Below are 23047 nucleotides of genomic sequence, written 5' to 3' on the forward strand. Positions count from 1 at the left end.
CGCGGCGCAGTCTATCGTGCGCGGCGGCGCCCTCGGGCGGATTGAATCAGATCACTCTTCGTCGTCGGACCAGGGCACGTCGACGTCCGAAATGAACTCGACCGTCGCGAACGGGCCGCCTTCCTGACGTCCGATCTTGCCGTCCGCGCGATGCCATTCCACGCGGAACATCGTGCCGGGATCGTCCGAGCGCAGGCGCACCGTGCGAAGCTCTTCCGGATCGGCTTCCTCGACGGGGCCATCGAGCGAAATCAGCAGCGCCTGCGGCCACAAGCCTTCGACGGGATCATAAATGCGGTCGCCGTCGGGAATCGACGTGTGCGCCTCGACGCCGATCGTCGCCGATGCATCGACGATCATCTTGCCCAATGCACGCAACACGGCCGTCGCGCGCGCCGAGTTGGCCTGACGAATGGCGAGATCCCCGCGCGTCAGCGCCTGCTCGAGTTTCGGGTTGGTCTTTTGTTGGGCCATGCGATGTCCTGATTTGACTGGTTGGCGCCGAAGCGCCGTTTGTGCAGCTGAATGCGTCGTGCGGGACGGGTGCCGCCCGACTGCAAGCGCGGGGCGTTATCGTAGCACTCGTCTCGCGCTGTCCGCGCCTTGCCGTGCAACAGGCGTCCGCCTTTCCATCCTGGCGACGGCGGGATCGTCCGCTCGCCTCCCCAGTTTAGGACGAGATTAGGAACAATGACGCCGCGTTTTATGACGGACGCTTACTCAGAAGCCGAGCGCAATGGCGAGCAGCCCTGCCAGCACGCCGAACGCGACGACGGCAACAGCCACGATGGTCAGCACGCGCGGGCGGAACGAGCGCGCCAGCATCGCCAGCGACGGCACACTGATGGGCGGCAGCGTCATCAGCAGCGCGCCAGCGGGACCGACGCCCATGCCGAGCGACAGCATCGCCTGAATGATGGGCACCTCGCCTGCCGTCGGGATCACGAACAGCATCCCCGCGACGGCCAGCGCAACGATCCACACGATGTCGTTGCCGATTTCCGGTCCGACATGCGGAAAGAGCCAGGCGCGTGCCGCACCGAGCAACAGGATCAGCACGATGTATTCCGGCACGAGGCGCACGGCCATCCTTACGAAGATCGACAGCCAGCGCGCGAAAGGATTCCCCGCACGCTGTTCATCGACCAGTTCGACGAGACGCGCGTCGGCCGTCTGGGCTTCCGTGGACGTCACGAGCCGGTTCACCAGATAGCCGAGGCCGAACACCATCGCGACGCCTAGCACGAGACGCAGCCCGGCCCATTGCCAGCCGAGCACGAAACCCATGAACACGAGCGTCGCCGGATTGAGCACCGAATTGCCGAGCCAGAACGCGATCGCACCGCCCGGCGAAGCCTGGCGCTCACGCAAGCCGGCGACGACGGGCGCCGCGCAGCAGGTGCACATCATCCCCGGCAACGCCAGCAAGCCGCCTGCCGCGACGCTGCCGAAGCCAGTCTTGCCGAGCAGCCGCGCGACCCAATGCGCGGGCAGCAACGCCTGCACAGCCGAGCCGAGCAGCAGGCCGAGCACCATCGCCTGCCAGATCGCCTTGCCGTAGGCCAGCGCGTAGCCGAGGGCCGCGTTCCACGACGGCGTGGGCGGGCTCGCCGCCGTGCCCATCAGAATCGACGCACCGATCGAATGCGTCGACGCGGCCGTGAACGCGCGGTTGTAATACGGAAACCATTTGACGTAGAAAAGCCCGGCGACGGCAAGCAGCACGAAAATCGGCCAGGTCGAAGCGGCGGGAGAAGGAGTGGGACGCGTGGTGGTCATCGTCGTGAGTCGTGAAACGGATCGTTCTGTTGTGGGGTGCGGCTGCCGCGTGCGCGGCCCGGTTGGCGCGCCGGGTTTGCGTGCCGCCCCCGCATTTGCAGGCGGGCGCGAGCCATGCGCAAGTCGCGCGCGAATAGTGCGCACTGTACACGGATCGGCATGGATCGTAAAAAGCGGGGGCGAAGCGGCGCGTCGCGCCCGGTTCTATCGCGAGCGCGCTATCGTACGCGAGTTGCGGGGTGCGGTGTCAGGCTCACGCTTCGCGCGCAAGCATTCGGTGGGTCTCAGCGTGCCGCCGTCGCGGCACGCCCGGTCTCGCAGCGTGTGTGATCCCGCGCTCAGGGCGCCGGGTTCGGCTGCAACTCATGCAGCGCGTCGATCTCGGCCAATGCTTCCGCCGACAGCTTCACGTCGACGCTCGCAATGTTCTCTTTCAATTGATCGAGCGACGTCGCACCGATCAGATTGCTCGTGACAAAGGGGCGGCTATTGACGAACGCGAGCGCGAATTGCGCGGGCGACAGACCGTGGCGCTTTGCGAGTTCCACGTAGCGCGTCGTCGCGTGCACGGCCTGCGGCTTGCTGTAGCGCTGAAAGCGCTCGAACAGCGTAATGCGCGCACCCGCCGGACGCGCGCCGCCCTCGTACTTGCCCGACAGCCAGCCGAACGCGAGCGGCGAATACGCAAGCAGACCGACATGCTCGCGATGCGTGAACTCGGAAAGCCCTGCTTCGAACGTGCGGTTCAACAGACTGTACGGATTCTGGATCGACGCGATGCGCGGCAAGCCCAGCTTCTCCGACGCGCGCAGGAACTGCGCGACACCCCACGGCGTTTCGTTCGATACGCCGATATGACGCACTTTGCCTTCTTTCACGAAATCGGCGAGTACGGAGAGCGTCTCTTCGATGGGCACCGTGTACGCGTCGTCGATCCACGGATACGCGGGACGGCCGAACGTCATCGTGCTGCGATCGGGCCAATGCAGCTGATACAGGTCGACGTAATCGGTTTGCAGACGCTTCAGGCTGTCGTTCAGCGCCTCGGTGAGATTCTTGCGGTCGAACTGGTTGCCCTCGCCGCGTATGTGTCGCGGGTTGTGGGGCTGACGCGCGGGGCCGGCGATCTTGGTGGCGAGCACGATCTTGTCGCGCATCGAACGATGCTGCGCGAGCCACGTGCCGATGTAGCGCTCCGTCGAGCCCTGCGTTTCCGGGCGCGGCGGCACGGGGTACATCTCGGCGGCATCGATCAGCGTGATGCCCTGAGCGAGCGCGTAATCGATCTGCTCGTGTGCGTCGCGCTCCGTGTTCTGCTCGCCCCACGTCATCGTGCCGAGACCGATCAGGCTGACCTGTACATCCGTATCGCCGAGCTTGCGGTATTCCATCGATTCGTTCCTGTTTCGTGTTCTGACGGGTGATCCATCGGTAAACGGCGAAATTACCACGTCCGCGCCAAACGCGTGCGTGGATAGAATGTGGTCTGGAATGGGGCCTCGCTGAAGCACGCAAGCCTCTATTTCGATGCGCTTACAACGTTCGGAGAATCATGTCGATGTCAGATACGCCGTCCACGCAAACCGTCCCGTCGAACGGACGGCCGTCGCTGATCGTGACGCTCGTGGCCGCGGCGTTTTTCATGGAGAACCTCGACGGCACGATCATCGCGACTGCATTGCCGCAGATGGCGCATTCGTTCGGCGTGCATGCCGTCGATCTCTCCATCGGCATCACGTCGTATCTGCTGACGCTCGCCGTCTTCATCCCGATCAGCGGCTGGGCCGCCGACCGCTTCGGCGTGCGCAACGTGTTCACGGCGGCGCTGGCGGTGTTCACATTGGCGTCGGTCGCGTGCGGGATGACCGACGGACTCGTCGAGTTCACGGCGGCGCGCGTGGTGCAAGGCATCGGCGGCGCGATGATGGTGCCCGTCGGCCGCCTCGCCGTGCTGCGCGCGACGCCCAAGGACGACCTGATGCGCGCGATCTCGATCATCACGTGGCCGGGGCTCGTCGCGCCCGTCATCGGGCCGCCGCTCGGCGGCTTCATCACGACGTATTCGTCGTGGCGCTGGATCTTCTATCTGAACGTGCCGCTCGGCATCATCGGGATCATGCTGGCGTGGCGCTTCATCGGCGCCGATCGCGATACGCAGAAGCGTCCGTTCGATACGCTGGGTTTCGTAATGTGCGGCATCGCGGGCACGGCCATCATGTACGCGATGGAACTGCTCGGGCGTTCGGATGCGCCGTGGCGCGAAGCGCTCGCGTTCCTCGCGGGCGGCATCGCGGCGGGTGTCGCCGCCCTCTCCCATCTGCGGCGAAGTCCGCACCCTGTCGTCGATCTGTCGGCGTTTCGTGTGAAGACGTTTGCCGTCGCGATGGGCGGCGGCTCGCTGTTTCGCGTGTCGATCAGCGCAGTGCCGTTTTTGCTGCCGCTGATGTTCCAGCTCGGCTTCGGCATGAACGCATTCCACTCGGGGCTGCTGACGCTCGTCGTGTTCGCGGGCAATCTGTCGATGAAGCTCGTGACGACGCCTGTGATGCGCCGGTTCGGTTTTCGTCCCGTGCTGCTCGTGAACGGTGCGTTCGCGGCATTGAGCATCGCGGCGATGAGCCTGCTGACGGCCACGACGCCGCTCGTGCTGATGGCGATCGTGCTGTTCGCGAGCGGCTTGTCGCGCTCGCTGCAGTTCACGGCCGTCAATACGCTAAGCTTCGCCGATGTGCCGAAGCCGCAGATGAGCGGCGCGTCGACGTTATCGAGCACGCTCACGCAGATGACGATGGGCATGGGTGTCGCACTTGGCGCAATCGCGATGCGGCTGGCGGCATGGATGCACGGACACGATGCGCAGTCGGTGACGCCGGCGGATTTCAGTGTGGCGTTTCTGCTGGTGGCGGCCGTCGGGCTGGTGGCGATCGTCGACGTGTTCGGTCTCGCGCGCGATGCGGGCGCGCATGTGAGCGGGCATCGGCGGGAGCGGACCTGAGCTTGCCGCTTTATTCTGGATTGTGAGGTTGTGCCTGACGATGAACGTCGAACAGTTTGAATTGCTCGTGACCCGTACGATGCCGTACGGCAAGTACAAAGGACGCGTGATCGCCGATCTGCCGGGACACTATCTGAACTGGTTTGCGCGCGAAGGATTTCCGCCCGGCGAGATCGGGCGGCTGATTGCGTTGATGCACGAGATCGACCACAACGGGCTGAAGGGACTGCTGGAGCCGTTGCGCAAGCGGTGACGCGGTTCGGTGTTTGGCGGGCTCGATGTTAGAGCCCGCTTCGGCCGAATCACATGTGATGGAGGCCAAAACAAAAACGGCATTGCGATTGCTCACAATGCCGTTTCTGAAATTCTTTGGGGTGGCTGATGGGACTCGAACCCACGACGACAGGAATCACAATCCTGGACTCTACCAACTGAGCTACAGCCACCACTGAACTACATCTCCGCCGCCTGCTACCGAGCGGCGCTCAGCAACGAAGAAGCGAGATTATACAAACACGAATCGTATTTGCAAAGCCCTTTATTCAAAGATTTCGCTGGGCTCGCGCAAATGCTGCCGCGCTTCGTCGAAAATCGCGAGATCGCGCGCCGCCAGCTTCTTGCTGTCGGACAGCACACGCCGCCACCCGCGCGCACCCGCGACGCCACGATACAGTCCCAACGCATGGCGCACGATCGCGCCGAGGTACGTGCCGCGCGCGAGTTCGGCACGGCAGTATTCGATCAGTTGCGCTTCCGCTTCTTCGCGCGTCGGCGCGGCATCGGTCGAACCGTAGAAACGCGCGTCGACATCCGCAAGCACGTACGGGTTGTGGTATGCCTCACGGCCCAGCATCACGCCGTCGACGTGCTGCAAATGCGCTTCGACTTCGTCGAGCGTCTTGATGCCGCCGTTGATGATGATCTCGAGCTGCGGAAAGTCGCGCTTCAGTCGGTACGCGTAGTCGTATTTGAGCGGCGGAATCTCGCGATTCTCTTTCGGACTCAGACCTTTGAGGATCGCGTTGCGTGCATGCACGATGAACACGTCACAACCGGCCTCGGCGATCGTGCCGACGAAGTCGCGCACGAAAGCATAATCTTCGACCTCATCGACGCCGATCCGGTGCTTGACGGTCACGGGCACCGACACCGCATCGCGCATCGCCTTCACGCAATCTGCGACGAGTTCCGGCTCCTTCATCAGGCATGCACCGAATGCGCCGCGCTGCACGCGCTCGGACGGGCAGCCGCAATTCAGATTGATCTCGTCGTAACCCCATTGCTCACCGAGTTTCGCCGAACGCGCGAGATCGTCCCGTTCGCTGCCGCCGAGTTGCAGCGCAACCGGCGCTTCGTCGGCCGTGAACGCGAGATGGCGTGCGACATCACCGTGAATCAGCGCACCCGTCGTCACCATCTCCGTATACAGCCAGGTGTGTCGGGACAGCGTGCGGTGAAACGAGCGGCAGTGGCGGTCGGTCCAGTCCATCATGGGCGCGACGGATACGCGGCGGGGTGTGGATTTCATTGAATTCTGCTGCAATATCATTGACTTACGGATGAACTTCGCGCGCGGGCCAGGTTCGATTTCCGTGATTCGCGGTGGTTTATTGTCCCGGGGCGCTTCGATGTGGCGCCAGAACGCTGTCAACAGCACCCAAGGGCCGAAGAGAACGATGACGGAATGGCTGCGCGAGCGTGAAAGTATACGCTACGGGGCCCAGATGCGCCCGACGCACGCAGTCGCGCGACCCGGGCCGCGTGCGATAACCGTGCCGAAGCGCCGCGCACAAAAAGCGACAGCCTGGCCTGCATGTCGCACTTACCATACATTCTGAAAGCAATTGTAAAAATTTGGTGTTACGCTTCGCGCTCCGGCACACCCGAACCGATTTCCAGATAGCGCGTTCAATGACGCGCTATTTGCGTTCGGGTATAGCCCATTGTCAGACAGCACTTTGCCAGCCATCCGGATCGCACAATGACCGAAGTCAAAAAGCACGGTATCACCGAGCAGGAAACGAAAGACGTCCATCTCCAGAGTCTCGAACGGCTCGGCTACTTCGTGCTTAAAGGTGCTGTGTCGCGCCCGAAGGTGAATGAAATCCGCGAGAAGCTTTACGGCGCATACGACGCGCAGATCGCGGAGGTCGGCGGCGAAGACAATCTCAAGAAAATCAATGACGACGGCATTGCGCGAGCGCTCTTCGCCTACGATCCCGTCTTCATCAAGGACGTGTTGTGCAACGCCGCTGCCGAGCCGTACGTGGCCGCCGCACTCGACACGAACTACACGCTGTATTCGCAGGTAGGCGTCTTCAGCAAGCCGCGCAGCGAGCTGTATCAGGTCGCGTGGCACCGCGAAGTGCAGTATCAGCACTTCACGTCGAGCCGGCCGCTGGCAATTCAGACGCTGTTCATCCTGAACGACTTCAACGTAGAAACGGGCGGGACTTTCTTCCTGCCGGGCTCGCACCTGTTCGAGAAGTTCCCGTCGGACGAGTTCGTGCTGGCCAATCAGGTGCAGCCCGTGCTGGAGCCGGGTGACATCGTCGTGATGAACTCGATGCTCTATCACCGCGCGGGCATCAACCGCTCCAGCGAGGACCGCCTGCTCATCACGAACACCTTTACGCGTCCTGTCATGGCGTCGCAGTTCGATTACACCTCGATGATCGATCCGCAAGGGTTGACCGAGAAGGAGCGCCAGATTCTCGGTTTCCGCTGGAACTACAGTTTGCCGATGACGCAGTGGCGCAAAAACCGGATCAACGCGATCTGATCGTCACTGAGCACCGAAGTAGACAACGCAACGAGATGCACCCGATGACGAGCACCCAAAACACCCGTTCGCGCATAGACGATATCGAAGCCCTGCGCGCGATCGCCATCCTGTTCGTGCTGGTGAATCATCTGCCCGCACTGTTCTTCTGGGGGCCGACCAAACTCGATCGTCTCCACCCGTATTTCGGCTTCTGGGACGGCGTCGATCTGTTCTTCGTGATCTCCGGCTTCGTCATCGCGCGCGAACTCATCCCGAAGCTGGACGCGGCGACAAATGCATCGCGCGAAACCACATGGCGGGCGATCATCGCATTCTGGATCAAGCGGGCGTGGCGAATCTTGCCGTCAGCCTGGCTCTGGATTCTGCTTACCTTCGTGGGGGCCGTTTTCTTCAACCGGTCGCACGCGTTCGGCGATCTTCGCGTCGTTTTTTCGGGAACGATTGCTGCCCTGATGCAGGTTGCGAACTTCCGCATGTGGGTCTGCTTCAACCAGACTCCGGGCTGCGCGTCGAACTCGATCTACTGGAGTCTTTCGCTCGAAGAGCAGTTTTATATCGTGCTGCCGCTGGCGCTGCTCTTCCTTCGAAACCGGATCAAGTGGCTGCTTGCGCTCGCGGTTTTCTCGCAGATTCTGCTGGATCGGCATCCCGTCAACTTTGCATGGGCGATCCGCACCGATGCATTGGCGCTGGGCGTCATGCTGGCCATTCTTTCGAAGAAGCCTACGTATCGCCTGTTCGAACCCACCTTCCTGAAGCAGTCATGGGGCGCTGCGATCCCGGTGTTTCTCGTGATCGCTTTGGCTGCACTTCCAATGGAAGGAGACAAGCTGTCCTTCGTGCCGTTCTCGACAGGGATGATCGCACTGGTTTCGACGGCGCTTGTCTTCATTGCATCGTTCAATCGCGGCTACATCACGCGAATCAGTCTGGTCAGAAAGGTGTTGACTGCCATCGGGGTCCGCTCGTTCGCACTCTATCTGGTGCACTACCCGCTCTACGCCGCGACACGCGAACTCTGGTTCCGCCTCGAACCTGCCGGGACGACATTCGGCGGCGCCTACATCGTGCGGTTTTCGCTGACCGCGCTGGTGCTCATCGTGCTCGCAACAGAACTCACGCACAGACTCATCGAAATTCCAATGCGCGAAAAAGGACGCCGTATAGCACGTGCCTTCGAGGCGGCGGCGTTGTCCGAGCCGCCGCCTGTGGATGACCGGTCGAAGCGACCGTCAGCCATGCGCTCAGAGCTGTCGTAAAAGCGCTATGAATACGCCGCCGGGTGCCGTTGCGCGATCGCGTACCGCACCTCGGCTGTTCGGTCCACCATCGACGACCGAGGCCGATTCACCGACAATCCGCCGCCCGCCCGTTTCCGAATCGAAGACCCACGTGGCGTAGCCGCCCCCTTCCGGTGGCCTTCCCCGGCTACCACAGAGCACCACGCCACAAGCCCTCTCTGCCTGATCCCGCACCGCAACACCCCCGGAAGCCCATGATTTACCTAAGGTTTTTCCGGGCCCGACGCATCGCTTATCAGGGCACATACATCCGAAACGCCCATCTGGCGGGCCTCCCACCATTGTTTCCGATCGCAGAATAGTAATTTCAAATTATCGATACAAAAAGTCGATAGTAAGGGTATACACTGCATTCCATCGACGTTGCGAACACAGCGCCGCAAGGCAGACACCGCAACGTCTTACTGAATCAAACATTACGGAGAGTTCACCATGAAGACCAAGCTTATCGCCGCAGTTCTGATCGCCGCTTCCGCCACGCTGGCTGCTCCCGCTTTCGCAAGCGGCTACGGTCCGGCTCCGCATTACAACCCGACGGTCGGCGCGCCCGCTTCGCAACAAGGCCAGAGCGCGCAGACGCTGGCAGCGGAAGCACAGCAAGCCAACGCAGTCGCCTACGGCGGCGTGCAAAACGGTTCGACGCAAGCTGGCAAGCATGAGCCGGTGACGGGCCCGGGCTCGGTGTTCTTCGGCCACTAAGCCGAACGCGAGGCAATACCGGCAGCAGATTTCGCAGCAGGCAGTACCCGGCAGTATCGAGCAGCACTGGCAGCACGCGGTTCCTGTAGTGGACGTTCGCAGTCTTGAAGTTGCTGTTTGCGGTAGCAGTACGCAGTCTTGAAGATGCAGTTCTTGCAGTAGCAGTACGCAGTTTTGAAGTTGCAGTTCCAGATGTAGCAGCAAGCAGTACCGCAGTTAAGGCTTGACCGTAGTTTTGCAGTACCGTTGATGGCGAAATGGCAGTATCTGGAAGTATCCGCAGTTTGAAGTTGCCGTACCCTGAAAGTATCCGCAGTTGGAAGTTGCCGTACCCTGGAAGTACCACGCAGTCTGTTGTTGCAGGTGTAGTTCAGCCGGATGTTCTCCACGGAGCATCCGGCTTTGTTTTTTTGCGGCGTCGACAAAACGCGCCAATCAACCGCCTGCCGCCAGCAGTTCGACGTCGATCGCCTCGCGCGCCGCGCGAAAACCCGCTTCGGCCGCCGCGTGTTCAGTCGGCCAGAATCCGTCGATATGCACGAGCCGCCAGTCGAGCATCACCGCATCGCGCTTCAGCACGCGAAAATGCGCCTTGACGCCCGTCAGCACCTGCTCGACGGCCACCTCCATGTCGAAGTCCTTGTAGCGGTCCTGGTAGTCGCCCATGTCGATGCCTTTCGGCTCCATCGCGCCTCCCGTTCTCCACGTCGCACGCGTCCGCGCGCATTCAATCACGATCAGTCGCAATCGCCGGACAGATACTTCCGGCCGTCACAGGTGATTTCGACGCCCGTCCCCTTCCCCGCCTTCGCCACCAGTCCCGCGACGAGTAACTCCTTCTCGACGACAGGCTCGACGGCGGGCGGCGTTTGCCCTGTTCCGACGTCGTTCAGTTGCCGCAGGGTATCGATTGCATCCGCACTCAAGGACTTCGTCATCGCAGCCTCCGCATTCGTTGGCGGCGCGCCGCCCGTATGGCAATGCGCCAGTCGATGCTCAGTTCATGCTAGCACTTTCGGCGCGGATTGCCGGGACCGTTATGCCGGCGAAAAACGCTGCGATGCGCAGCGAATGCGGCTCATAGAAAAAGGAAGCGAAGAATTTGCGTGCGATGCCGGGCTGGCACGCGCCTAGCAACAGCTCCAAAAACAGCATGGAGATCGCGATGATTCCGATGAAGATCAGTTTGAAACGCCACGTCTGGGCGTCGCTTGGCAGCGCCGTGGTGCTTGCTGCATCGGCCGGCGCAGCGCAGACGGCGTGGGGTCAGACGATCGCGCCGCGTGCAGGCGGCGCACCGATGGTGAAACCACCGCCCGCGGCGGCCTCCGGCGCGGCGAGCGCGACCAATCCCGACAACATGCCCGTCAAGAAGCCCCGCCAGCCGACCAACGACGACATGTCGCATCGTCCGCCCGCCAGCTCGACCAACGCGAAATAGCGGACGGCCTGCTGCGCTCATTCCGGCGCGCAGCCACCCTTGGCAAGCCGCGCGCCCAAACGCCCATTACAGGCGCGCGATCGACACCTCCGTCGATTTGACCAGCGCGACCACTTCCGCGCCGACCTTCAGTTCGAGTTCGTCGATCGAACGGGTCGTGATGACCGACGTCACGATGCCGAACGGCGTGTCGACGTCGACTTCGGACACGACGGGTCCGCGGATGATTTCCTTCACTTTGCCTTTGAACTGGTTGCGTACGTTGATCGCGGAAATGCTCATATCGGATAGCTCCGTGGGTCGATGAAAAAGTAGCCGGGCGAAGGCATCGGTCGAACCGTCACACTGCCCAGCGAAGGTCGCGTGCGTGCACGCTGCGCACGTCGTGCGCGTTCGCGTCTTGCGACACATGGTCGTCCGGCGCGCGTGTCTTCATCACACGCTGCAACACGCGCTCTTCGAGCTTCGCGAAGGCCGTCGACGCCCGTTCGCGCGGCCGCGCCAGCGGCACGGGCTGATCGAGCGCGATCCTGCCTTCCTCGATCAGCAGGATGCGATCGGCGAGCGCGACGGCTTCCTGCACGTCGTGCGTGACGAGCAGCGCGGTGAAGCGATGCTCGCGCCACAGCCGTTCGATCAGCGCATGCATTTCGATGCGCGTCAGTGCGTCGAGCGCGCCGAGCGGTTCATCGAGCAGCAGCAGTTGCGGCCGGTGCACGAGTGCACGCGCCAGCGCCACACGCTGCCGCTGACCGCCCGACAGCTGCGCGGGCCAGTCGTTCGCGCGTTCCAGCAGGCCGACTTCGGCGAGCACCGCGCGCGCATCGTCGCGCGACGACCGGCCGAGGCCCAACATCACGTTCTGCAGCACAGACTTCCACGGCAACAGTCGCGCGTCCTGAAACATGATCCGTGTATCGAACGGCTGTGAGCCGTCGGCGTGCTTGTCGAGCGTGCCCGAGGTCGGCGTTTCGAGACCGGCGATCAGCCGCAGCAACGTCGACTTGCCGCAGCCGCTGCGCCCGACGATCGACACGAAGCTGCCGCGTTCGATCGACAGATCGACATCCGCGAGCACGGCGCGCTCGCCATAACGCTTGCCGACGCCGCGCAATTCGACCGACACGTCCTGCGGCTCGCGCACGATTTCGCGCAGCGCAGCGCCCGCATTCGGCGCCCCGATCCAGTCGCGCAGCGACACGGCATCGCGCTCGACGGCCGCGGCGGCCGCTTCCGTCGCCGTGCGATCGTGCGTGCGCGGCTGCTGGAGTTCGGCTTCGAGATCGGCGCCCGCCACGCCGCCATACGATGCGGACAAGGTGCTTGCACTCATGCTTTCGCTCCTCGTTGATACGCAGGATGCCAGCGCAGCGACACACGTTCGAGCCCTTTCGCGAGCATGTCGGCGAGCTTGCCGAGCGCCGCGTACAGCAGAATGCCCACCACCACCACATCCGTTTGCAGAAACTCGCGCGCGTTCATCGTCATGTAGCCGATGCCCGATTGCGCGGAGATCGTTTCGGCCACGATCAGCGTGACCCACATGAGCCCGAACGCGAAACGCACGCCGACGAGAATCGACGGCAACGCGCCCGGCAGGATCACGTCGCGATACAACGCGAACCCCTTCACGCCATAGCTGCGCGCCATCTCGATCAGATTGGCGTCGACGGAACGGATGCCGTGATATGTGTTCACGTAAATCGGAAAGAACACGCCCAGCGCGACGAGAAACACCTTCGCCTCTTCCTCGATGCCGAACCACAGGATCACGAGCGGGATCATCGCGAGCGCAGGGATGTTGCGGATCATCTGCACTGTCGTGTCGAGCGCGATGTCGATGGGCCGGAACAGGCCCGTCGCGAGTCCGAGCACGAAGCCGATGCCGCCGCCGATCGCGAAGCCCGACACCGCGCGCCACGTGCTGACTTTCACATCGGCCCACATTTCGCCCGACTCGATCAGCGACCGCGCGGCCTTCACGACGGCAAGCGGTTCGGGCAACACACGTGTCGACAGCACGCCGCTGCGCGCGGCGAGTTCCCACGCGATCAGAATCACGAGCGGCACGATCCACGGCGCGGCCCTGCGCGCGAACGGCGCGAACACCGCGAAATAACCGAGTGGCGTAAGACCGGCGCTCGCGCGACGGTTGCCGGAAACAGTCGACATAAATCAGGACTCCCTTGATGAAGCGATGCGTGGTGCACGCATCGAGCCACGCAGATCAGCTTTGCGACGCCTTCGGCGCATAGTGGTTGCCGACGATCTCGCCGAACGGCCCCGACAGCGGGCCGCTCGCGTTCGCGCGCTCACGTCCCGGCAGCAGCGGGAACACGAGTTCGGCGAAGCGATACGACTCTTCGAGATGCGGATAGCCGGACAGAATGAACGTCTCGATGCCGAGCGCCGCGTATTCGTGCATGCGCGCCGCGACCTGTTCGGCACTGCCGACGAGCGCCGTGCCCGCGCCGCCGCGCACGAGTCCCACGCCCGCCCACAGATTCGGATAGATCTCCAGCTCTTTGCGCGAGCCGCGCTTGCCGCCGTGCAGCGCGGCCATGCGCCGCTGGCCTTCCGAATCCATCTTCGCGAACGACGCCTGCGCGCGGGAGACCGTCTCGTCGTCGAGCTTGCTGATGAGCTTGTCGGCGGCGGCCCATGCTTCATCTTCCGTCTCGCGCGCGATCACATGCAGGCGGATCCCGAAGCGAATCTTGCGGCCATGCTGCGCGGCGCGCGCGCGGATATCGGCGATCTTCTTCGCGACGGCTTCGGGCGGCTCGCCCCACGTCAGATAGGTGTCGATGTGCTCGCCCGCCATTTCGTGCGCGGCCGGCGACGAGCCGCCGAACCACAGCGGCGGATGCGGGCTCTGCACGGGCGGATACAGCAGCTTGCCGCCCTTCGACTTCAGGTGTCTGCCGATGAAATCCACGCTCTCGCCGTGATGCGCGCTCGTCAGCAGGCCGCGCCAGATGCGCAGGAATTCGTCGGTGATCTCGTAGCGCGTGTCGTGATCGACGAACAGTCCGTCGCCTTCGAGCTCGGCCGCATCGCCGCCCGTCACGACGTTGATCAGCAGACGTCCGCCCGACAGACGGTCGAAGGTCGCCGCCATGCGCGCCGACAGTCCGGGCGACGCGATGCCCGGACGGATGGCTACGAGAAACTTGAGGCGCTGCGTCGCGGGAATCAGACTCGACGCGACGACCCACGCGTCTTCGCATGAACGGCCCGTCGGCAGCAGCACGCCCTCGTAGCCGAGCGTATCGGCCGCGACGGCGATCTGCCGGAAGTAGTCGTAGCCGGCCGCGCGGGCGCCTTGCGAGGTGCCGAGATATCGGCTGTCGCCGTGGGTCGGGATGAACCAGAACACATTCATTTGCTGCTCCTGCTTGATCCGTGTGAGGTGCGTGTGAGGTCGATGGGATGACGGGCTTTGCCGCGTGATGCCTTTGCGCAGACCCGTTCGGGTTTTGCACAGGCGTGCGCGCGCCTCGCCGCGCACACGCGGCGCATCGAAACGGGATGATCGGAAAAGACCGCGTCAGCGGCGACAGCGAGGCGGCGTGCGCCGGGCCAAGGCGCCGCGCGTTACCGACGACGCAGCCGGGCATACGCGCATCGGATGGGGCATCGAACGGGACATCGCGACGGGTTCTCTCAAGTGTGTCGATTGGGTCGGCGCACGCAGCGCGCGGTGCGTATCGTGACGACGGCGGCGCATGTTTCGCATGGGTTGCCGTCGCCTGCATGGGAAAACAGTCTATGGACCGCCCGGTTTCTTTTGAACGATTTTTTTTAGCTTAGGTTTTCCACTTTCGTGATTTACCTGACGCTGCAACATCCGTCGCGAAAGCGCACGGGACGCACGCCAGCGCACCAAAACCCGGCCTCGCCGCCGATATAATGGCGCTCGTTCCAATCAACCTGCACGGGCTGCGCCAAGTCGACGACGCCCGGCGACCGCCGCTGTCAAGCATGCAAAAAATCATCCTGCCGTTCGTGTCCGGCTTTCTGGCGTCGCTGTTCTTTCACGAGTCGACGCTCGCGCTCCTGCACGCCGCAGGCCTCATCGACCCGACGGGGTTCTCGACGGCACCCTTCGTGCCCGTCGGCTTGCCGGAATTCATCGCGAATGCGATCTGGAGTTCGGTGTGGGCCGTGCTGATGGCGTGGCTGCTGCGCGTGTCGCCCGAGCGTCCCGCGCCGTGGGTTCAGGCGTTCGTGTTCGGCGGTATCGTGCTGACGGCGGCGAGCGTGTTCGTGGTCGATCCGCTTCGCGGCATCTGGCCGTCGGGCAACATGCTGCCGCGCCTCGCGCTCGGCTTCGCGTCGAACGCGATGTGGGGCTGGGGCGCGCTCGTGTTCATGCGCGCCTTCATGGCAAGCGAGGACTGAGCGCCCCGCCCGCTTTTGCTGCTTCTTTCCTGCTGCTCTGCGTCAGCCCTGCAGATCCCTCAACGGATGCTCGTTCGCGGGCCACGGGCTGTCGAACATCGTCTCGACGTCCGCGCGCTTCACGTCTTCGATCCGTGCAAAGCGCCAGTGCGGCTGGTTGTCCTTGTCGATGATGCGCGCGCGGATGCCTTCCGGCGCATCGCCGCGCTCGAACGACGAACGCGTCAGATCCAGGTCGCGGCGCAGGCATTCGGCCATCGTGCCTTCGGCGCGCGTCACCACTTCCAGCGAAACCGCCATCGACAGCGGCGAGCGTTCGCGCAGCATGGCGCCCGTCTGTTCGGCCCAGTCGGCATGCGCGCAATCGCCTTCGAGGTCGAGTGAACGGATGATCTGCGCGACGTCCGGCCGCGCGAAGTGTTTGTCGATCATCATGCGGGCGTCGGCGAGCGGCGAGACGTCGGGCAACGGCGCGACCCGATGCGCGTCCGCCTCCTGCTGCACGCACGCCACCACCTCCGCACCCTGCGCGAAGGTCTGTGACTTCAGACGGTCGATCAGCGCGGAGATCACGTCGTCGGGCAGATACGCGTCGGCGAGACCCGCGTAGAGCGCGTCCGCGGCGCCAATGGTCGCGCCCGTCACGGCCAGATAGCGGCCGATCGCACCCGGCGTCCGCGCGAGAAACCAGCCGGCGCCGACATCGGGAAACAGGCCGATGCGCGTTTCCGGCATCGCCATGCGCGTCGACGACGTCACGACCCGCAAGCCGCCCGTCCGATGCGCGCCTTGCGAGATGCCCATGCCGCCGCCCATCACGACACCGTTCATGAAGGCGATATACGGCTTCGTGTACGTGAAGATCGCGTGATCGAGCCGGTATTCGTCGATGAAGAACGTGTCCACGGCATCGCCGTCACCGCGCCGGAACGCGTCGTACAGATAGCGGATGTCGCCGCCCGCGCAGAACGCGCGCTCGCTCATGCTGCGCACGACGACGGCAAGCACGTCGGGATCCTCGCGCCATTCATCGAGCGCCGCCTGCATCGTACGCATCATGTCGAGCGACAGCGCATTGAGCGCCTTCGGCCGGTTCAGCTCGATGAAGCCGATGCCGTTGGCGACATAGGCGATGAGTTCGTCGGAGGCGATGCGCGATTCGGATGTCGACATGGTGTGGGCGTGAAGCGGTTCAATGGACGTGCGACGCCAACGGTAGCACGCGTCATGGACTTCTTCAGTGAAACCGGCAGCGAGGGGCGCGGCCCCGGGTTGCCCTCGCCGGCTATTTCGCCGCGTTGCGGCGAGGCCTGGCTGGCTTTGCGTTTTGCGCAGAAGGATCAGCCGGTGTGTCGATGTCCAGCGGCTCGTGCGTCGCTGCGTCGGCGCTGCCGGCATCGCAAGCGTCGGCGCCGAACCACGCGACGAGCGCGGCATCGATCACCGCGTCGAGCGGCGCACGCGGGAACACGGGGCACGTCAGATGCAACGCGACGATGCCATGCATCGTCGCCCAGAATGCCTCGGCGCACACCTGGCTGTCAGGCGCGCCGCGCAGACGGCCTTGCGCCTTGAGCGCATCGATCGATTCGACCATCAGACGAAACGCAGCGTCGTCCGCGTTGTCAGCGGCGTTATCCACGCCCTCGCCGCCGAGCGCTGCGCCCGTGTACGACGGATCTTCCATGAAGATCAACCGATAGGTCTCCGGATGCGCGACGCCAAACGCAACGTACGCGCGACCGATCGCCTTCAGCCGCTCGGCGTGATCGGCAATCGCGACGAGCGGTTCGAAGGTGGCGAGCAGTTGCGCGTAGCCCTCCGCGCACAGCGCACGCGCGATCGCGTCGCGGCTCTCGAAGTGCAGATACAGCGTGGCGGGCGAATATTCGACGGCGTCGGCGATCTTGCGCATCGACAGCGCGCCAAACCCCTCGCGCATCACGATGCGCCGCGCGGCGTCGAGGATGCGTTCGCGCAGTTCCTGCTTCTGGCGTGTCTTTCTTTCGGCGATTCCCATGCGGACGATTTTCGGGTTGACAAACTGAAAAGTCAAATTAAACTGAACATCGTTCAGTGAACAGTGTTCAGTAAATTTCTTGCGCTCAGCCACGCGTTGGAACAGGGCGCGCTCGATGGGAGACGTCATGGAAAACGCAGCACAGATCGGACTATTCGGCGCAGCGGGCGCGGCCGGACGCAGCATCGCCCACGCGCTCGGCGCGGCGGGCCGTCGCTATCGCGTGATCGGGCGTGGTCGTGAAGCGTTGCAGGCGTCGTTCGGACACGATCCACTCGCCGAAATCGTCACGTGGAACCCGGACGAACCCGCTACGATCGCCGCTGCGGCAGCCGGCTTGCAGACGGCCGTGTATCTCGTGGGCGTGCCGTATCACCAGTTCGACAGGCATCCCGTGCTCATGCAAAAAACGCTCGACGGCTTGCGCGCGGCGGGCGTGCAGCGCCTGATCCTGATCGGCACGGTGTATCCGTACGGGCGTCCGCGCGCCCTGCCCGTCACCGAATCGCATCCGCGCGAACCGCATACCTTCAAGGGCAAGATGCGGCTCGCGCAGGAGAATCTCGTCATCGACGCGCATGGGCACGGCGGACTCGAAACGCTGGTGCTGCGCCTGCCGGATTTCTACGGCCCTGGCGTCGAACGCAGCTTTCTGCATGGCGTGTTCGAAGGCGCTGCGCGTGGCTCGCGCGCGCAGATGATCGGCCCGATCGACGTGCCGCATGAATTCGTCTTCATGCCCGACGTGGGACCCGTCGTCGAACGGCTGTCGCGTACGCCCGAAGCGTTCGGCCGCGTGCTGCATCTGGCGGGTGCGGGCACGATCACACAACGCGAAATCGCCGAACGCGCCTACGCGCTCGCGCAGCGCGAACCCAGGCTGATGGTGGCGGGCAAGACGATGTTGCGCGTCATGGGTCTCTTCAACCCGATGCTGCGCGAACTGGTGGAGATGCATTACCTGCTGACGGACCCCGTCGTGCTGGACGATTCGGCGCTGACGAAGCTGATCGGTCCTGTCGTGAAGACGTCCTACGAGTCGGGAATCACGCAGTCGCTGGCGGCGGCGCAGCGCGCCTTCGAACTGGCGGGCGCGCGGGCGGCGTGATCGACCGCGCCGCCTGCAAGGCCGCGCTGGATGGACTGTGCGTCAGCTGCCCGCCAGATTGCCCGGCGGAAAGTGGCCGCTCTTGAGCAGAACGGGCGTGCCGTTGCTGATCAGCAGATGCTCGCGCGCAACGGCTTCGATACGCTCGCGTCCTGCATCGAACGCACGGCGCCAGCCGTCCGTGTCGTTCGTGTCGGCGCCGAAATGATCTTCGAGCGCTTCGACTGAAATCGCGCACGGCACCCGTTCGCCGTCGACCAGCGCCGGAAACACCAGCGTCAGGTTGAAGTCGCGGTAAGCGGGCGCGTCCGTGGGAAAACGAATCTCCATGATGACCTCAGCGGGACAATCCGGCGTTATGGGCAGTTGACCGCGCGCGTGAAGACGCGTGAGAGGCGGCCGACGGGCCCGATCGGCGGGCTTTATGGTACTCGTAGCGGCATACGGCGGTCCAGCGTCGCATCGCCGGAACCCGCTTCATTGTCACGGCGCCGCGCGCCGCGTGCTGCGCGTCTGACGCCGCCGCGCGCATCCGATGGACGTACCCGGCAACGGGCTCATTCACCGTCCAGCAGACGGTCGACATACGCGCGGCCGGCTTTCTCGACGTAGACGAGGGCTTCGTCTTCCGTCGCAAAGCGATGCTCGTCACCGATTTCGATCAGCGTTTCCATCCGGTGCGGGTCGTCCGGCCCGCGTTCCGACAGGCTGACGGATCCGACGTACAGCCCCTCCTGCTCGCCCGCGCGGCGCGTCTGCTCGTGCGCGGGCACGAACCGCGCCGACGCGCTGATGTAATAGCCCCGGTAAGGGCCGCTCACCCGCTCTGCCATAGTCACTCCTCGTTCGAACTTGCTGCCAGTCATGGAATCGACAGCACGCGGCACGCCACGTGCGATACAGGTAAGTCCTCGCCTCGCGCGATAAGTTCTGCGCGCGGTCAATGCGGGTCAGCCGACTCGCGCGATGCCTGCCATTCCTGCAATTTCCGGACGAGAACCGACGATATGGGAAAATATTTTCTTCGAGAGCGCGAGATCGCCGAACCGGACGCCGCCAACGCGTGGTTCGCGTACGCCGAAGGTCATGGGATGGACATCCCGAAGGCGATCAGCATCTGGGAGGACGCCGCGACGGAAGAAGGCGCCGACAGCCGGCGTGCCGTCGGCCAGGCAGGCATCCGCATCGATCTGTCGGAAACGGGACACCCCGGCCTCAGACCCGAAAGTCGAGACGCCTGAGTTCGCGGGGATTCGCCTTCCTCCACGAGCGCGCGACGCGCGGTCTGCGGCGCTTCGTTCAGGCGGCTGTTGAAACGCCGCCTGGCGGCCTTGCTCGCAGCTCTCCCGTGACACCCTATTTCTGCAAGGAAACACAATGAAGTCGACCGAACGGCGCGCGCGCCACTCTTTTGTCTCACACGCGATCCGGGCGGCCGCGTTGCCGCTCGCGGCACTCGCGGTGGCGAGCCTTGGCGCCTGCGCGTCGTCGAACACGACCTCGCTGATCAATCTGCCGAACGGCGAAACGGGCTTCGCGGTCACCTGCAGCGGCGCCGACGCGAGCTCGAGCTGGGCCTCGTGCTACGTGCTGGCCGGCAAGGCCTGTGGCGCGACGGGCTATGACATCGTGTCGAAGGACAACGACGAAGGCGGCACCACGGGCGGCAGCATCACGAACGTCGTGTCGGCGAATGTGAAGAACCGCTCGATGGTGATTCGCTGCAAGTGATTTGCTTTGATTGAACCGCGCGCGGCGTCAATGCGCCTGCATCTTCGAAAACAGATTCAGCACGACGACGCCCGCGACGATCAGACCGAGCCCGGCGACAGCGGCCAGATCGGGCACCTGCCGATACATCACGATCGCGACCAGCGTGATCAGCACGATGCCCACGCCCGACCAGATCGCGTAGACGATGCCGACGGGCAGGCTCTTCAGCGTCAACGACAGGCAGTAAAACGAAATGCTGTAGCCGAGCAGCACGACTGCCGCGGGCACGAGACGCGTGAAGCCATCTGACGCGCGCAGCGCCGAAGTCGCGATCACTTCGGCGACGATGGCGATTGCGAGCAGGACATAGGGAGGCACGCCCATGCGTTATGCCTTCGCAAGCGCGAGCTTGCTGTATTCATGACCGAGGTGCGCGCACAGCGCCTCGACGACGAGTTCGTGATCCGCACGTTGCGGCAGGCCCGACACCGTCACCGAGCCGATCACGCCCGCGCCTTTCACGGTCAGCGGAAACGCGCCGCCATGCACGGCGTAGTCGGATTCGGGCAGAGCGTGCTTGTCGGCAAGCGTCGCGTTCGACTGTTGAAGTTTCAGGCCGACCGCGTACGAGCTGCGCCGGAAATGCGCGACGGTATTGCCCTTGCGGCGCGCCCAGTTGACGTTGTCGGGCGTTGCGCCCTCCAGCACCGAGAAGAACAGCGGTTGGCCGAACGTGCGGATGTCGATCGCGAGCGCGAGGCCGCGCGCCTTCGCGATCTCATGCAGATACGCACCGAGTTGCCATGCGGTATCGGCGTCGAAGTGAGGAAAGACGAGCGCGTGTTCCTGCGCAACGATCGACTGCAAATCGTGAGCGATGTCCATGACGTGTCGAGAGAGCGTTGAAGGAGCCATACCGCACGCGATACGACACCTCGCGCGGCACGGGAGAACGGCGATTCTAGCGCAGGCGTCCGGCGCCACGCGGCCATGCTCTCACAGGAACGAAGCGCATTGGATGGGTGTGTCGCGGCAAGCCAGATGGCCGTCGCATTCCGCGCTCGCCGCGCACTTTCCTGTCGTTTCTTAAAAACTGATTGCATCGGGCATGCGAATGCCCTATACTCTTTTCTTCGACGGACGCGGGGTGGAGCAGTCTGGCAGCTCGTCGGGCTCATAACCCGAAGGTCGTAGGTTCAAATCCTACCCCCGCAACCAGTTCTCACTGGTCATTTGCTCCAAAGAACCGTCGCACCATCAAACCCGCCCATGGCGGGTTTTTTGTTTTGGAACGCGGCCCCGTGTTCCGGGCCGCGCCATCGCGATCGCCCGCCCCTGCGACGTCATCGTCGGAGCACAGCCCGGTGATACACTCCCATCACCGTTCTCCGTCCCCTCCCTATGAAATTCTGTTCCGTCTGCGGCCACGCAGTGAGCCTGAGCATTCCGCCCGGCGACAACCGGGAGCGCTTCGTCTGCGCGAGCTGTGGCACCGTGCACTACCAGAATCCGCGCAACGTGGTCGGCACCGTGCCCGTCTGGGACGACAAGGTGCTGCTGTGCCGCCGCGCGATCGAGCCGCGCTACGGCTTCTGGACCTTGCCCGCAGGCTTCATGGAAATGGGCGAAACGACCTCGGAAGCCGCCGCGCGCGAGACGCTGGAAGAAGCCGGCGCGCGCGTCGAAGTGCAGAACCTGTACACGTTGCTGAACGTGCCGCACGTGCATCAGGTGCATCTGTTCTATCTCGCGCGGCTGCTCGACCTCGACGTCGAGGCGGGCGAAGAAAGCCTCGAGGTGCGCCTCTTCGAAGAACACGAAATTCCGTGGGACGACATCGCGTTCCCGACCGTCGCGCAGACGCTGCGCTTCTTCTTCACCGATCGCACGTCGGGCAATTACGGCCTGCACACGGGCGATATCTTCCGCTCGCTGCGCGACGGTTGACGACGACAGCGGTCGCATGGTTCCCTGGCTAGGCCCCGACGATCCATTTCCGCCCGTCGAACGCGCGCTGTCCGCGGCGAGCGGCGCGCCCGGCCTGCTCGCGGCGAGCGCGGACCTGTTGCCGTCGAGACTGATCGACGCGTACCGGCGCGGCATTTTCCCGTGGTATTCGGACGGTCAGCCCGTGCTCTGGTGGACGCCCGACCCGCGCATGATCCTGCGTCCGCGCGAGTTCAAGATTTCCCCGTCGCTGAAAAAGACGCTCAAGCGCGTGCTGCGCGACGACGCGTGGGAAATCCGCGTCGACGCCGACTTCCCGGCCGTCATGCGGTCCTGCGCACTCGCGCCGCGTCACGGCCAGCGCGGCACGTGGATCACCTCGGACGTGATCGACGCGTATTCGACGCTGCACCGTCGCGGCGACGCGCACAGCATCGAAACATGGCACGCGGGCAAACGCGTCGGCGGGTTGTATGGCGTGTCGTTCGGCAGGATGTTTTTCGGCGAATCGATGTTTGCAGAAGTCACCGATGCGTCGAAAATTGCGCTCTCCGCGCTCGTCTTCCACTTGCGACGTCATGAAATAGAAATGATAGACTGCCAGCAGAACACGTCGCATCTGGCGTCGCTGGGCGGCCGCGAGATCGCGCGCAAGGCGTTCGTCGCGCATGTGCGCGCGGCCGTCGACTCGGCGCCGATTCCCTGGTCGTTCGACAAGACCGTTCTGCGCGATCTTTTTGCGCCGGCGCAGTGATGCATACCGCGTCGAGAGCCGACGCCGCTGCATGAACGACGTCGAGCATCAGGGACGTGTCCGTCGGGCACACTGCAAGCTACTGTCCAGTGCGCAGTTCC

General features: G+C 63.9%; 29 protein-coding genes and 2 tRNA genes. 13 read left to right on the top strand and 18 right to left on the bottom strand.

The features are described from left to right. Positions 1–51 precede the first annotated feature (51 nt). The 3 genes from G3N95_RS35680 to G3N95_RS35690 all read right to left on the bottom strand — a co-directional run bounded on the left by G3N95_RS35680 (position 52) and on the right by G3N95_RS35690 (position 3170). Positions 52–474 carry a hypothetical protein gene (locus G3N95_RS35680; RefSeq protein WP_028365170.1) on the bottom strand — a complete coding sequence of 141 codons (423 nt, stop codon included), beginning with the start codon at positions 472–474 and terminating at the stop codon, positions 52–54. A gap of 246 nt (positions 475–720) precedes the next feature. After that, the gene (locus tag G3N95_RS35685) at positions 721–1779 is read right to left on the bottom strand and encodes a permease (RefSeq protein ID WP_205974787.1); all 1059 of its coding nucleotides are present in this window, start codon (positions 1777–1779) and stop codon (positions 721–723) included. A gap of 338 nt (positions 1780–2117) precedes the next feature. After that, positions 2118–3170 (bottom strand): NADP(H)-dependent aldo-keto reductase, encoded by a 1053-nt coding sequence (locus tag G3N95_RS35690; protein ID WP_205974788.1) that lies wholly within the window; start codon positions 3168–3170, stop codon positions 2118–2120. A 161-nt stretch (positions 3171–3331) separates the two neighbouring features. Here G3N95_RS35690 and G3N95_RS35695 point away from each other — a divergent pair, with 161 nt between their 5' ends. Next, on the top strand, positions 3332–4774 hold the full coding sequence (locus G3N95_RS35695; RefSeq protein WP_205974789.1) for an MFS transporter: 1443 nt from the start codon (positions 3332–3334) through the stop codon (positions 4772–4774). A gap of 40 nt (positions 4775–4814) precedes the next feature. Beyond that, on the top strand, positions 4815–5027 hold the full coding sequence (locus G3N95_RS35700) for a DUF3820 family protein (protein WP_205974790.1): 213 nt from the start codon (positions 4815–4817) through the stop codon (positions 5025–5027). Positions 5028–5144: 117 nt separating this feature from the next. Here G3N95_RS35700 and G3N95_RS35705 read toward each other — a convergent pair. Both G3N95_RS35705 and dusA read right to left on the bottom strand, forming a co-directional pair. Next, a tRNA-His gene (locus tag G3N95_RS35705) sits at positions 5145–5220 on the bottom strand. A gap of 92 nt (positions 5221–5312) precedes the next feature. Then, positions 5313–6302: a tRNA dihydrouridine(20/20a) synthase DusA gene (gene dusA / locus G3N95_RS35710; protein WP_205974791.1), complete on the bottom strand. Its 990-nt coding sequence runs from the start codon at positions 6300–6302 to the stop codon at positions 5313–5315. Between the two features lie 453 nt (positions 6303–6755). Here dusA and G3N95_RS35715 point away from each other — a divergent pair, with 453 nt between their 5' ends. From G3N95_RS35715 to G3N95_RS35725, 3 genes are all read left to right on the top strand, one after another. Next, positions 6756–7556, top strand: coding sequence for a phytanoyl-CoA dioxygenase family protein (locus G3N95_RS35715; RefSeq protein ID WP_205974792.1), 801 nt, complete (start codon positions 6756–6758; stop codon positions 7554–7556). A gap of 44 nt (positions 7557–7600) precedes the next feature. Beyond that, on the top strand, positions 7601–8818 hold the full coding sequence (locus G3N95_RS35720) for an acyltransferase (RefSeq protein WP_205974793.1): 1218 nt from the start codon (positions 7601–7603) through the stop codon (positions 8816–8818). 474 nt (positions 8819–9292) lie between these two features. After that, the gene (locus G3N95_RS35725; protein WP_012401034.1) at positions 9293–9559 is read left to right on the top strand and encodes a hypothetical protein; all 267 of its coding nucleotides are present in this window, start codon (positions 9293–9295) and stop codon (positions 9557–9559) included. A gap of 435 nt (positions 9560–9994) precedes the next feature. Here the strand turns inward: G3N95_RS35725 and G3N95_RS35730 are convergent, their stop codons facing one another. Genes G3N95_RS35730 through G3N95_RS35740 form a run of 3 tightly spaced genes read right to left on the bottom strand, consistent with a single transcriptional unit; the run spans position 9995 to position 10714 of the window. Further along, entirely contained in the window at positions 9995–10246 is a 252-nt protein-coding gene (locus G3N95_RS35730) for a hypothetical protein (RefSeq protein ID WP_205974794.1), read from the bottom strand. Between the two features lie 50 nt (positions 10247–10296). Then, positions 10297–10497, bottom strand: coding sequence for a hypothetical protein (locus G3N95_RS35735; RefSeq protein ID WP_201660264.1), 201 nt, complete (start codon positions 10495–10497; stop codon positions 10297–10299). Positions 10498–10555: 58 nt separating this feature from the next. After that, positions 10556–10714, bottom strand: coding sequence for a hypothetical protein (locus G3N95_RS35740; RefSeq protein WP_205974795.1), 159 nt, complete (start codon positions 10712–10714; stop codon positions 10556–10558). A 10-nt stretch (positions 10715–10724) separates the two neighbouring features. Here G3N95_RS35740 and G3N95_RS35745 point away from each other — a divergent pair, with 10 nt between their 5' ends. Further along, positions 10725–11000: a hypothetical protein gene (locus tag G3N95_RS35745; RefSeq protein WP_205974796.1), complete on the top strand. Its 276-nt coding sequence runs from the start codon at positions 10725–10727 to the stop codon at positions 10998–11000. 66 nt (positions 11001–11066) lie between these two features. Here the strand turns inward: G3N95_RS35745 and G3N95_RS35750 are convergent, their stop codons facing one another. Genes G3N95_RS35750 through ssuD form a run of 4 tightly spaced genes read right to left on the bottom strand, consistent with a single transcriptional unit; the run spans position 11067 to position 14385 of the window. Beyond that, positions 11067–11282 carry a molybdopterin-binding protein gene (locus G3N95_RS35750; protein WP_012401038.1) on the bottom strand — a complete coding sequence of 72 codons (216 nt, stop codon included), beginning with the start codon at positions 11280–11282 and terminating at the stop codon, positions 11067–11069. A 58-nt stretch (positions 11283–11340) separates the two neighbouring features. Further along, on the bottom strand, positions 11341–12333 hold the full coding sequence (locus tag G3N95_RS35755; RefSeq protein WP_205974797.1) for an ATP-binding cassette domain-containing protein: 993 nt from the start codon (positions 12331–12333) through the stop codon (positions 11341–11343). Continuing rightward, positions 12330–13172 (bottom strand): aliphatic sulfonate ABC transporter permease SsuC, encoded by an 843-nt coding sequence (gene ssuC, locus G3N95_RS35760; RefSeq protein WP_205974798.1) that lies wholly within the window; start codon positions 13170–13172, stop codon positions 12330–12332. The genes G3N95_RS35755 and ssuC overlap by 4 nt, the downstream gene beginning before the upstream one ends. A 55-nt stretch (positions 13173–13227) precedes the next feature. Beyond that, a complete protein-coding gene (gene ssuD, locus G3N95_RS35765) occupies positions 13228–14385 on the bottom strand; it encodes an FMNH2-dependent alkanesulfonate monooxygenase (RefSeq protein ID WP_205974799.1) in 1158 nt (385 codons plus the stop codon). Between the two features lie 599 nt (positions 14386–14984). Between ssuD and G3N95_RS35770 the strand changes: the two genes are divergently transcribed. Further along, entirely contained in the window at positions 14985–15404 is a 420-nt protein-coding gene (locus tag G3N95_RS35770) for a hypothetical protein (protein ID WP_205974800.1), read from the top strand. A gap of 42 nt (positions 15405–15446) precedes the next feature. Here G3N95_RS35770 and G3N95_RS35775 read toward each other — a convergent pair whose 3' ends face one another. Together G3N95_RS35775 and G3N95_RS35780 are read right to left on the bottom strand one after the other, a co-directional pair. Next, entirely contained in the window at positions 15447–16577 is a 1131-nt protein-coding gene (locus G3N95_RS35775; protein ID WP_205974801.1) for an enoyl-CoA hydratase/isomerase family protein, read from the bottom strand. Positions 16578–16689: 112 nt separating this feature from the next. After that, entirely contained in the window at positions 16690–17424 is a 735-nt protein-coding gene (locus G3N95_RS35780; RefSeq protein WP_205974802.1) for a TetR/AcrR family transcriptional regulator, read from the bottom strand. A 127-nt stretch (positions 17425–17551) separates the two neighbouring features. Between G3N95_RS35780 and G3N95_RS35785 the strand changes: the two genes are divergently transcribed. Further along, on the top strand, positions 17552–18532 hold the full coding sequence (locus G3N95_RS35785) for an NAD-dependent epimerase/dehydratase family protein (protein ID WP_205974803.1): 981 nt from the start codon (positions 17552–17554) through the stop codon (positions 18530–18532). A gap of 42 nt (positions 18533–18574) precedes the next feature. Here the strand turns inward: G3N95_RS35785 and G3N95_RS35790 are convergent, their stop codons facing one another. Both G3N95_RS35790 and G3N95_RS35795 read right to left on the bottom strand, forming a co-directional pair. After that, a complete protein-coding gene (locus G3N95_RS35790; protein ID WP_012401047.1) occupies positions 18575–18862 on the bottom strand; it encodes a DUF1488 domain-containing protein in 288 nt (95 codons plus the stop codon). 227 nt (positions 18863–19089) lie between these two features. Beyond that, positions 19090–19365 (bottom strand): hypothetical protein, encoded by a 276-nt coding sequence (locus tag G3N95_RS35795; RefSeq protein WP_205974804.1) that lies wholly within the window; start codon positions 19363–19365, stop codon positions 19090–19092. 174 nt (positions 19366–19539) lie between these two features. Here G3N95_RS35795 and G3N95_RS35800 point away from each other — a divergent pair, with 174 nt between their 5' ends. Together G3N95_RS35800 and G3N95_RS35805 are read left to right on the top strand one after the other, a co-directional pair. After that, entirely contained in the window at positions 19540–19773 is a 234-nt protein-coding gene (locus tag G3N95_RS35800) for a hypothetical protein (RefSeq protein WP_205974805.1), read from the top strand. Between the two features lie 136 nt (positions 19774–19909). Next, positions 19910–20263, top strand: a complete 354-nt coding sequence (locus G3N95_RS35805) for a hypothetical protein (RefSeq protein WP_205974806.1) — start codon at positions 19910–19912, stop codon at positions 20261–20263. 27 nt (positions 20264–20290) lie between these two features. Here the strand turns inward: G3N95_RS35805 and G3N95_RS35810 are convergent, their stop codons facing one another. Further along, on the bottom strand, positions 20291–20629 hold the full coding sequence (locus G3N95_RS35810; protein WP_205974807.1) for a multidrug efflux SMR transporter: 339 nt from the start codon (positions 20627–20629) through the stop codon (positions 20291–20293). Positions 20630–20632: 3 nt separating this feature from the next. Beyond that, positions 20633–21130: a heme-degrading domain-containing protein gene (locus G3N95_RS35815; RefSeq protein WP_205974808.1), complete on the bottom strand. Its 498-nt coding sequence runs from the start codon at positions 21128–21130 to the stop codon at positions 20633–20635. Between the two features lie 256 nt (positions 21131–21386). Here G3N95_RS35815 and G3N95_RS35820 point away from each other — a divergent pair. The 3 genes from G3N95_RS35820 to aat all read left to right on the top strand — a co-directional run bounded on the left by G3N95_RS35820 (position 21387) and on the right by aat (position 22946). Next, positions 21387–21463, top strand: a tRNA-Met gene (locus G3N95_RS35820). A 183-nt stretch (positions 21464–21646) separates the two neighbouring features. Beyond that, positions 21647–22192 carry an NUDIX hydrolase gene (locus G3N95_RS35825; RefSeq protein WP_205974809.1) on the top strand — a complete coding sequence of 182 codons (546 nt, stop codon included), beginning with the start codon at positions 21647–21649 and terminating at the stop codon, positions 22190–22192. Positions 22193–22208: 16 nt separating this feature from the next. Beyond that, positions 22209–22946 (top strand): leucyl/phenylalanyl-tRNA--protein transferase, encoded by a 738-nt coding sequence (gene aat, locus G3N95_RS35830; protein ID WP_205974810.1) that lies wholly within the window; start codon positions 22209–22211, stop codon positions 22944–22946. The last annotated feature ends 101 nt before the right edge of the window (positions 22947–23047 follow it).

It is taken from the genome of Paraburkholderia sp. Tr-20389, assembly GCF_017104565.1.
In the GTDB taxonomy this organism is placed as follows: domain Bacteria; phylum Pseudomonadota; class Gammaproteobacteria; order Burkholderiales; family Burkholderiaceae; genus Paraburkholderia.

What these genes read in the sequence shown, in the direction of transcription:
- G3N95_RS35815 (WP_205974808.1), bottom strand. Translation starts at nt 21,130, where the DNA reads ATGGACATCGCTCACGATTTGCAGTCGATCGTTGCGCAGGAACACGCG.
- G3N95_RS35770 (WP_205974800.1), top strand. Translation starts at nt 14,985, where the DNA reads ATGCAAAAAATCATCCTGCCGTTCGTGTCCGGCTTTCTGGCGTCGCTG.
- G3N95_RS35725 (WP_012401034.1), top strand. Translation starts at nt 9,293, where the DNA reads ATGAAGACCAAGCTTATCGCCGCAGTTCTGATCGCCGCTTCCGCCACG.
- G3N95_RS35795 (WP_205974804.1), bottom strand. Translation starts at nt 19,365, where the DNA reads ATGGCAGAGCGGGTGAGCGGCCCTTACCGGGGCTATTACATCAGCGCG.
- G3N95_RS35715 (WP_205974792.1), top strand. Translation starts at nt 6,756, where the DNA reads ATGACCGAAGTCAAAAAGCACGGTATCACCGAGCAGGAAACGAAAGAC.
- G3N95_RS35755 (WP_205974797.1), bottom strand. Translation starts at nt 12,333, where the DNA reads ATGAGTGCAAGCACCTTGTCCGCATCGTATGGCGGCGTGGCGGGCGCC.
- aat (WP_205974810.1), top strand. Translation starts at nt 22,209, where the DNA reads ATGGTTCCCTGGCTAGGCCCCGACGATCCATTTCCGCCCGTCGAACGC.
- G3N95_RS35785 (WP_205974803.1), top strand. Translation starts at nt 17,552, where the DNA reads ATGGAAAACGCAGCACAGATCGGACTATTCGGCGCAGCGGGCGCGGCC.
- ssuD (WP_205974799.1), bottom strand. Translation starts at nt 14,385, where the DNA reads ATGAATGTGTTCTGGTTCATCCCGACCCACGGCGACAGCCGATATCTC.
- G3N95_RS35685 (WP_205974787.1), bottom strand. Translation starts at nt 1,779, where the DNA reads ATGACCACCACGCGTCCCACTCCTTCTCCCGCCGCTTCGACCTGGCCG.
- G3N95_RS35690 (WP_205974788.1), bottom strand. Translation starts at nt 3,170, where the DNA reads ATGGAATACCGCAAGCTCGGCGATACGGATGTACAGGTCAGCCTGATC.
- ssuC (WP_205974798.1), bottom strand. Translation starts at nt 13,172, where the DNA reads ATGTCGACTGTTTCCGGCAACCGTCGCGCGAGCGCCGGTCTTACGCCA.
- G3N95_RS35825 (WP_205974809.1), top strand. Translation starts at nt 21,647, where the DNA reads ATGAAATTCTGTTCCGTCTGCGGCCACGCAGTGAGCCTGAGCATTCCG.
- G3N95_RS35745 (WP_205974796.1), top strand. Translation starts at nt 10,725, where the DNA reads ATGATTCCGATGAAGATCAGTTTGAAACGCCACGTCTGGGCGTCGCTT.
- G3N95_RS35735 (WP_201660264.1), bottom strand. Translation starts at nt 10,497, where the DNA reads ATGACGAAGTCCTTGAGTGCGGATGCAATCGATACCCTGCGGCAACTG.
- dusA (WP_205974791.1), bottom strand. Translation starts at nt 6,302, where the DNA reads ATGAAATCCACACCCCGCCGCGTATCCGTCGCGCCCATGATGGACTGG.
- G3N95_RS35750 (WP_012401038.1), bottom strand. Translation starts at nt 11,282, where the DNA reads ATGAGCATTTCCGCGATCAACGTACGCAACCAGTTCAAAGGCAAAGTG.
- G3N95_RS35800 (WP_205974805.1), top strand. Translation starts at nt 19,540, where the DNA reads ATGGGAAAATATTTTCTTCGAGAGCGCGAGATCGCCGAACCGGACGCC.
- G3N95_RS35700 (WP_205974790.1), top strand. Translation starts at nt 4,815, where the DNA reads ATGAACGTCGAACAGTTTGAATTGCTCGTGACCCGTACGATGCCGTAC.
- G3N95_RS35740 (WP_205974795.1), bottom strand. Translation starts at nt 10,714, where the DNA reads ATGCTGTTTTTGGAGCTGTTGCTAGGCGCGTGCCAGCCCGGCATCGCA.
- G3N95_RS35730 (WP_205974794.1), bottom strand. Translation starts at nt 10,246, where the DNA reads ATGGAGCCGAAAGGCATCGACATGGGCGACTACCAGGACCGCTACAAG.
- G3N95_RS35805 (WP_205974806.1), top strand. Translation starts at nt 19,910, where the DNA reads ATGAAGTCGACCGAACGGCGCGCGCGCCACTCTTTTGTCTCACACGCG.
- G3N95_RS35780 (WP_205974802.1), bottom strand. Translation starts at nt 17,424, where the DNA reads ATGGGAATCGCCGAAAGAAAGACACGCCAGAAGCAGGAACTGCGCGAA.
- G3N95_RS35810 (WP_205974807.1), bottom strand. Translation starts at nt 20,629, where the DNA reads ATGGGCGTGCCTCCCTATGTCCTGCTCGCAATCGCCATCGTCGCCGAA.
- G3N95_RS35720 (WP_205974793.1), top strand. Translation starts at nt 7,601, where the DNA reads ATGACGAGCACCCAAAACACCCGTTCGCGCATAGACGATATCGAAGCC.
- G3N95_RS35680 (WP_028365170.1), bottom strand. Translation starts at nt 474, where the DNA reads ATGGCCCAACAAAAGACCAACCCGAAACTCGAGCAGGCGCTGACGCGC.
- G3N95_RS35695 (WP_205974789.1), top strand. Translation starts at nt 3,332, where the DNA reads ATGTCGATGTCAGATACGCCGTCCACGCAAACCGTCCCGTCGAACGGA.
- G3N95_RS35775 (WP_205974801.1), bottom strand. Translation starts at nt 16,577, where the DNA reads ATGTCGACATCCGAATCGCGCATCGCCTCCGACGAACTCATCGCCTAT.
- G3N95_RS35790 (WP_012401047.1), bottom strand. Translation starts at nt 18,862, where the DNA reads ATGGAGATTCGTTTTCCCACGGACGCGCCCGCTTACCGCGACTTCAAC.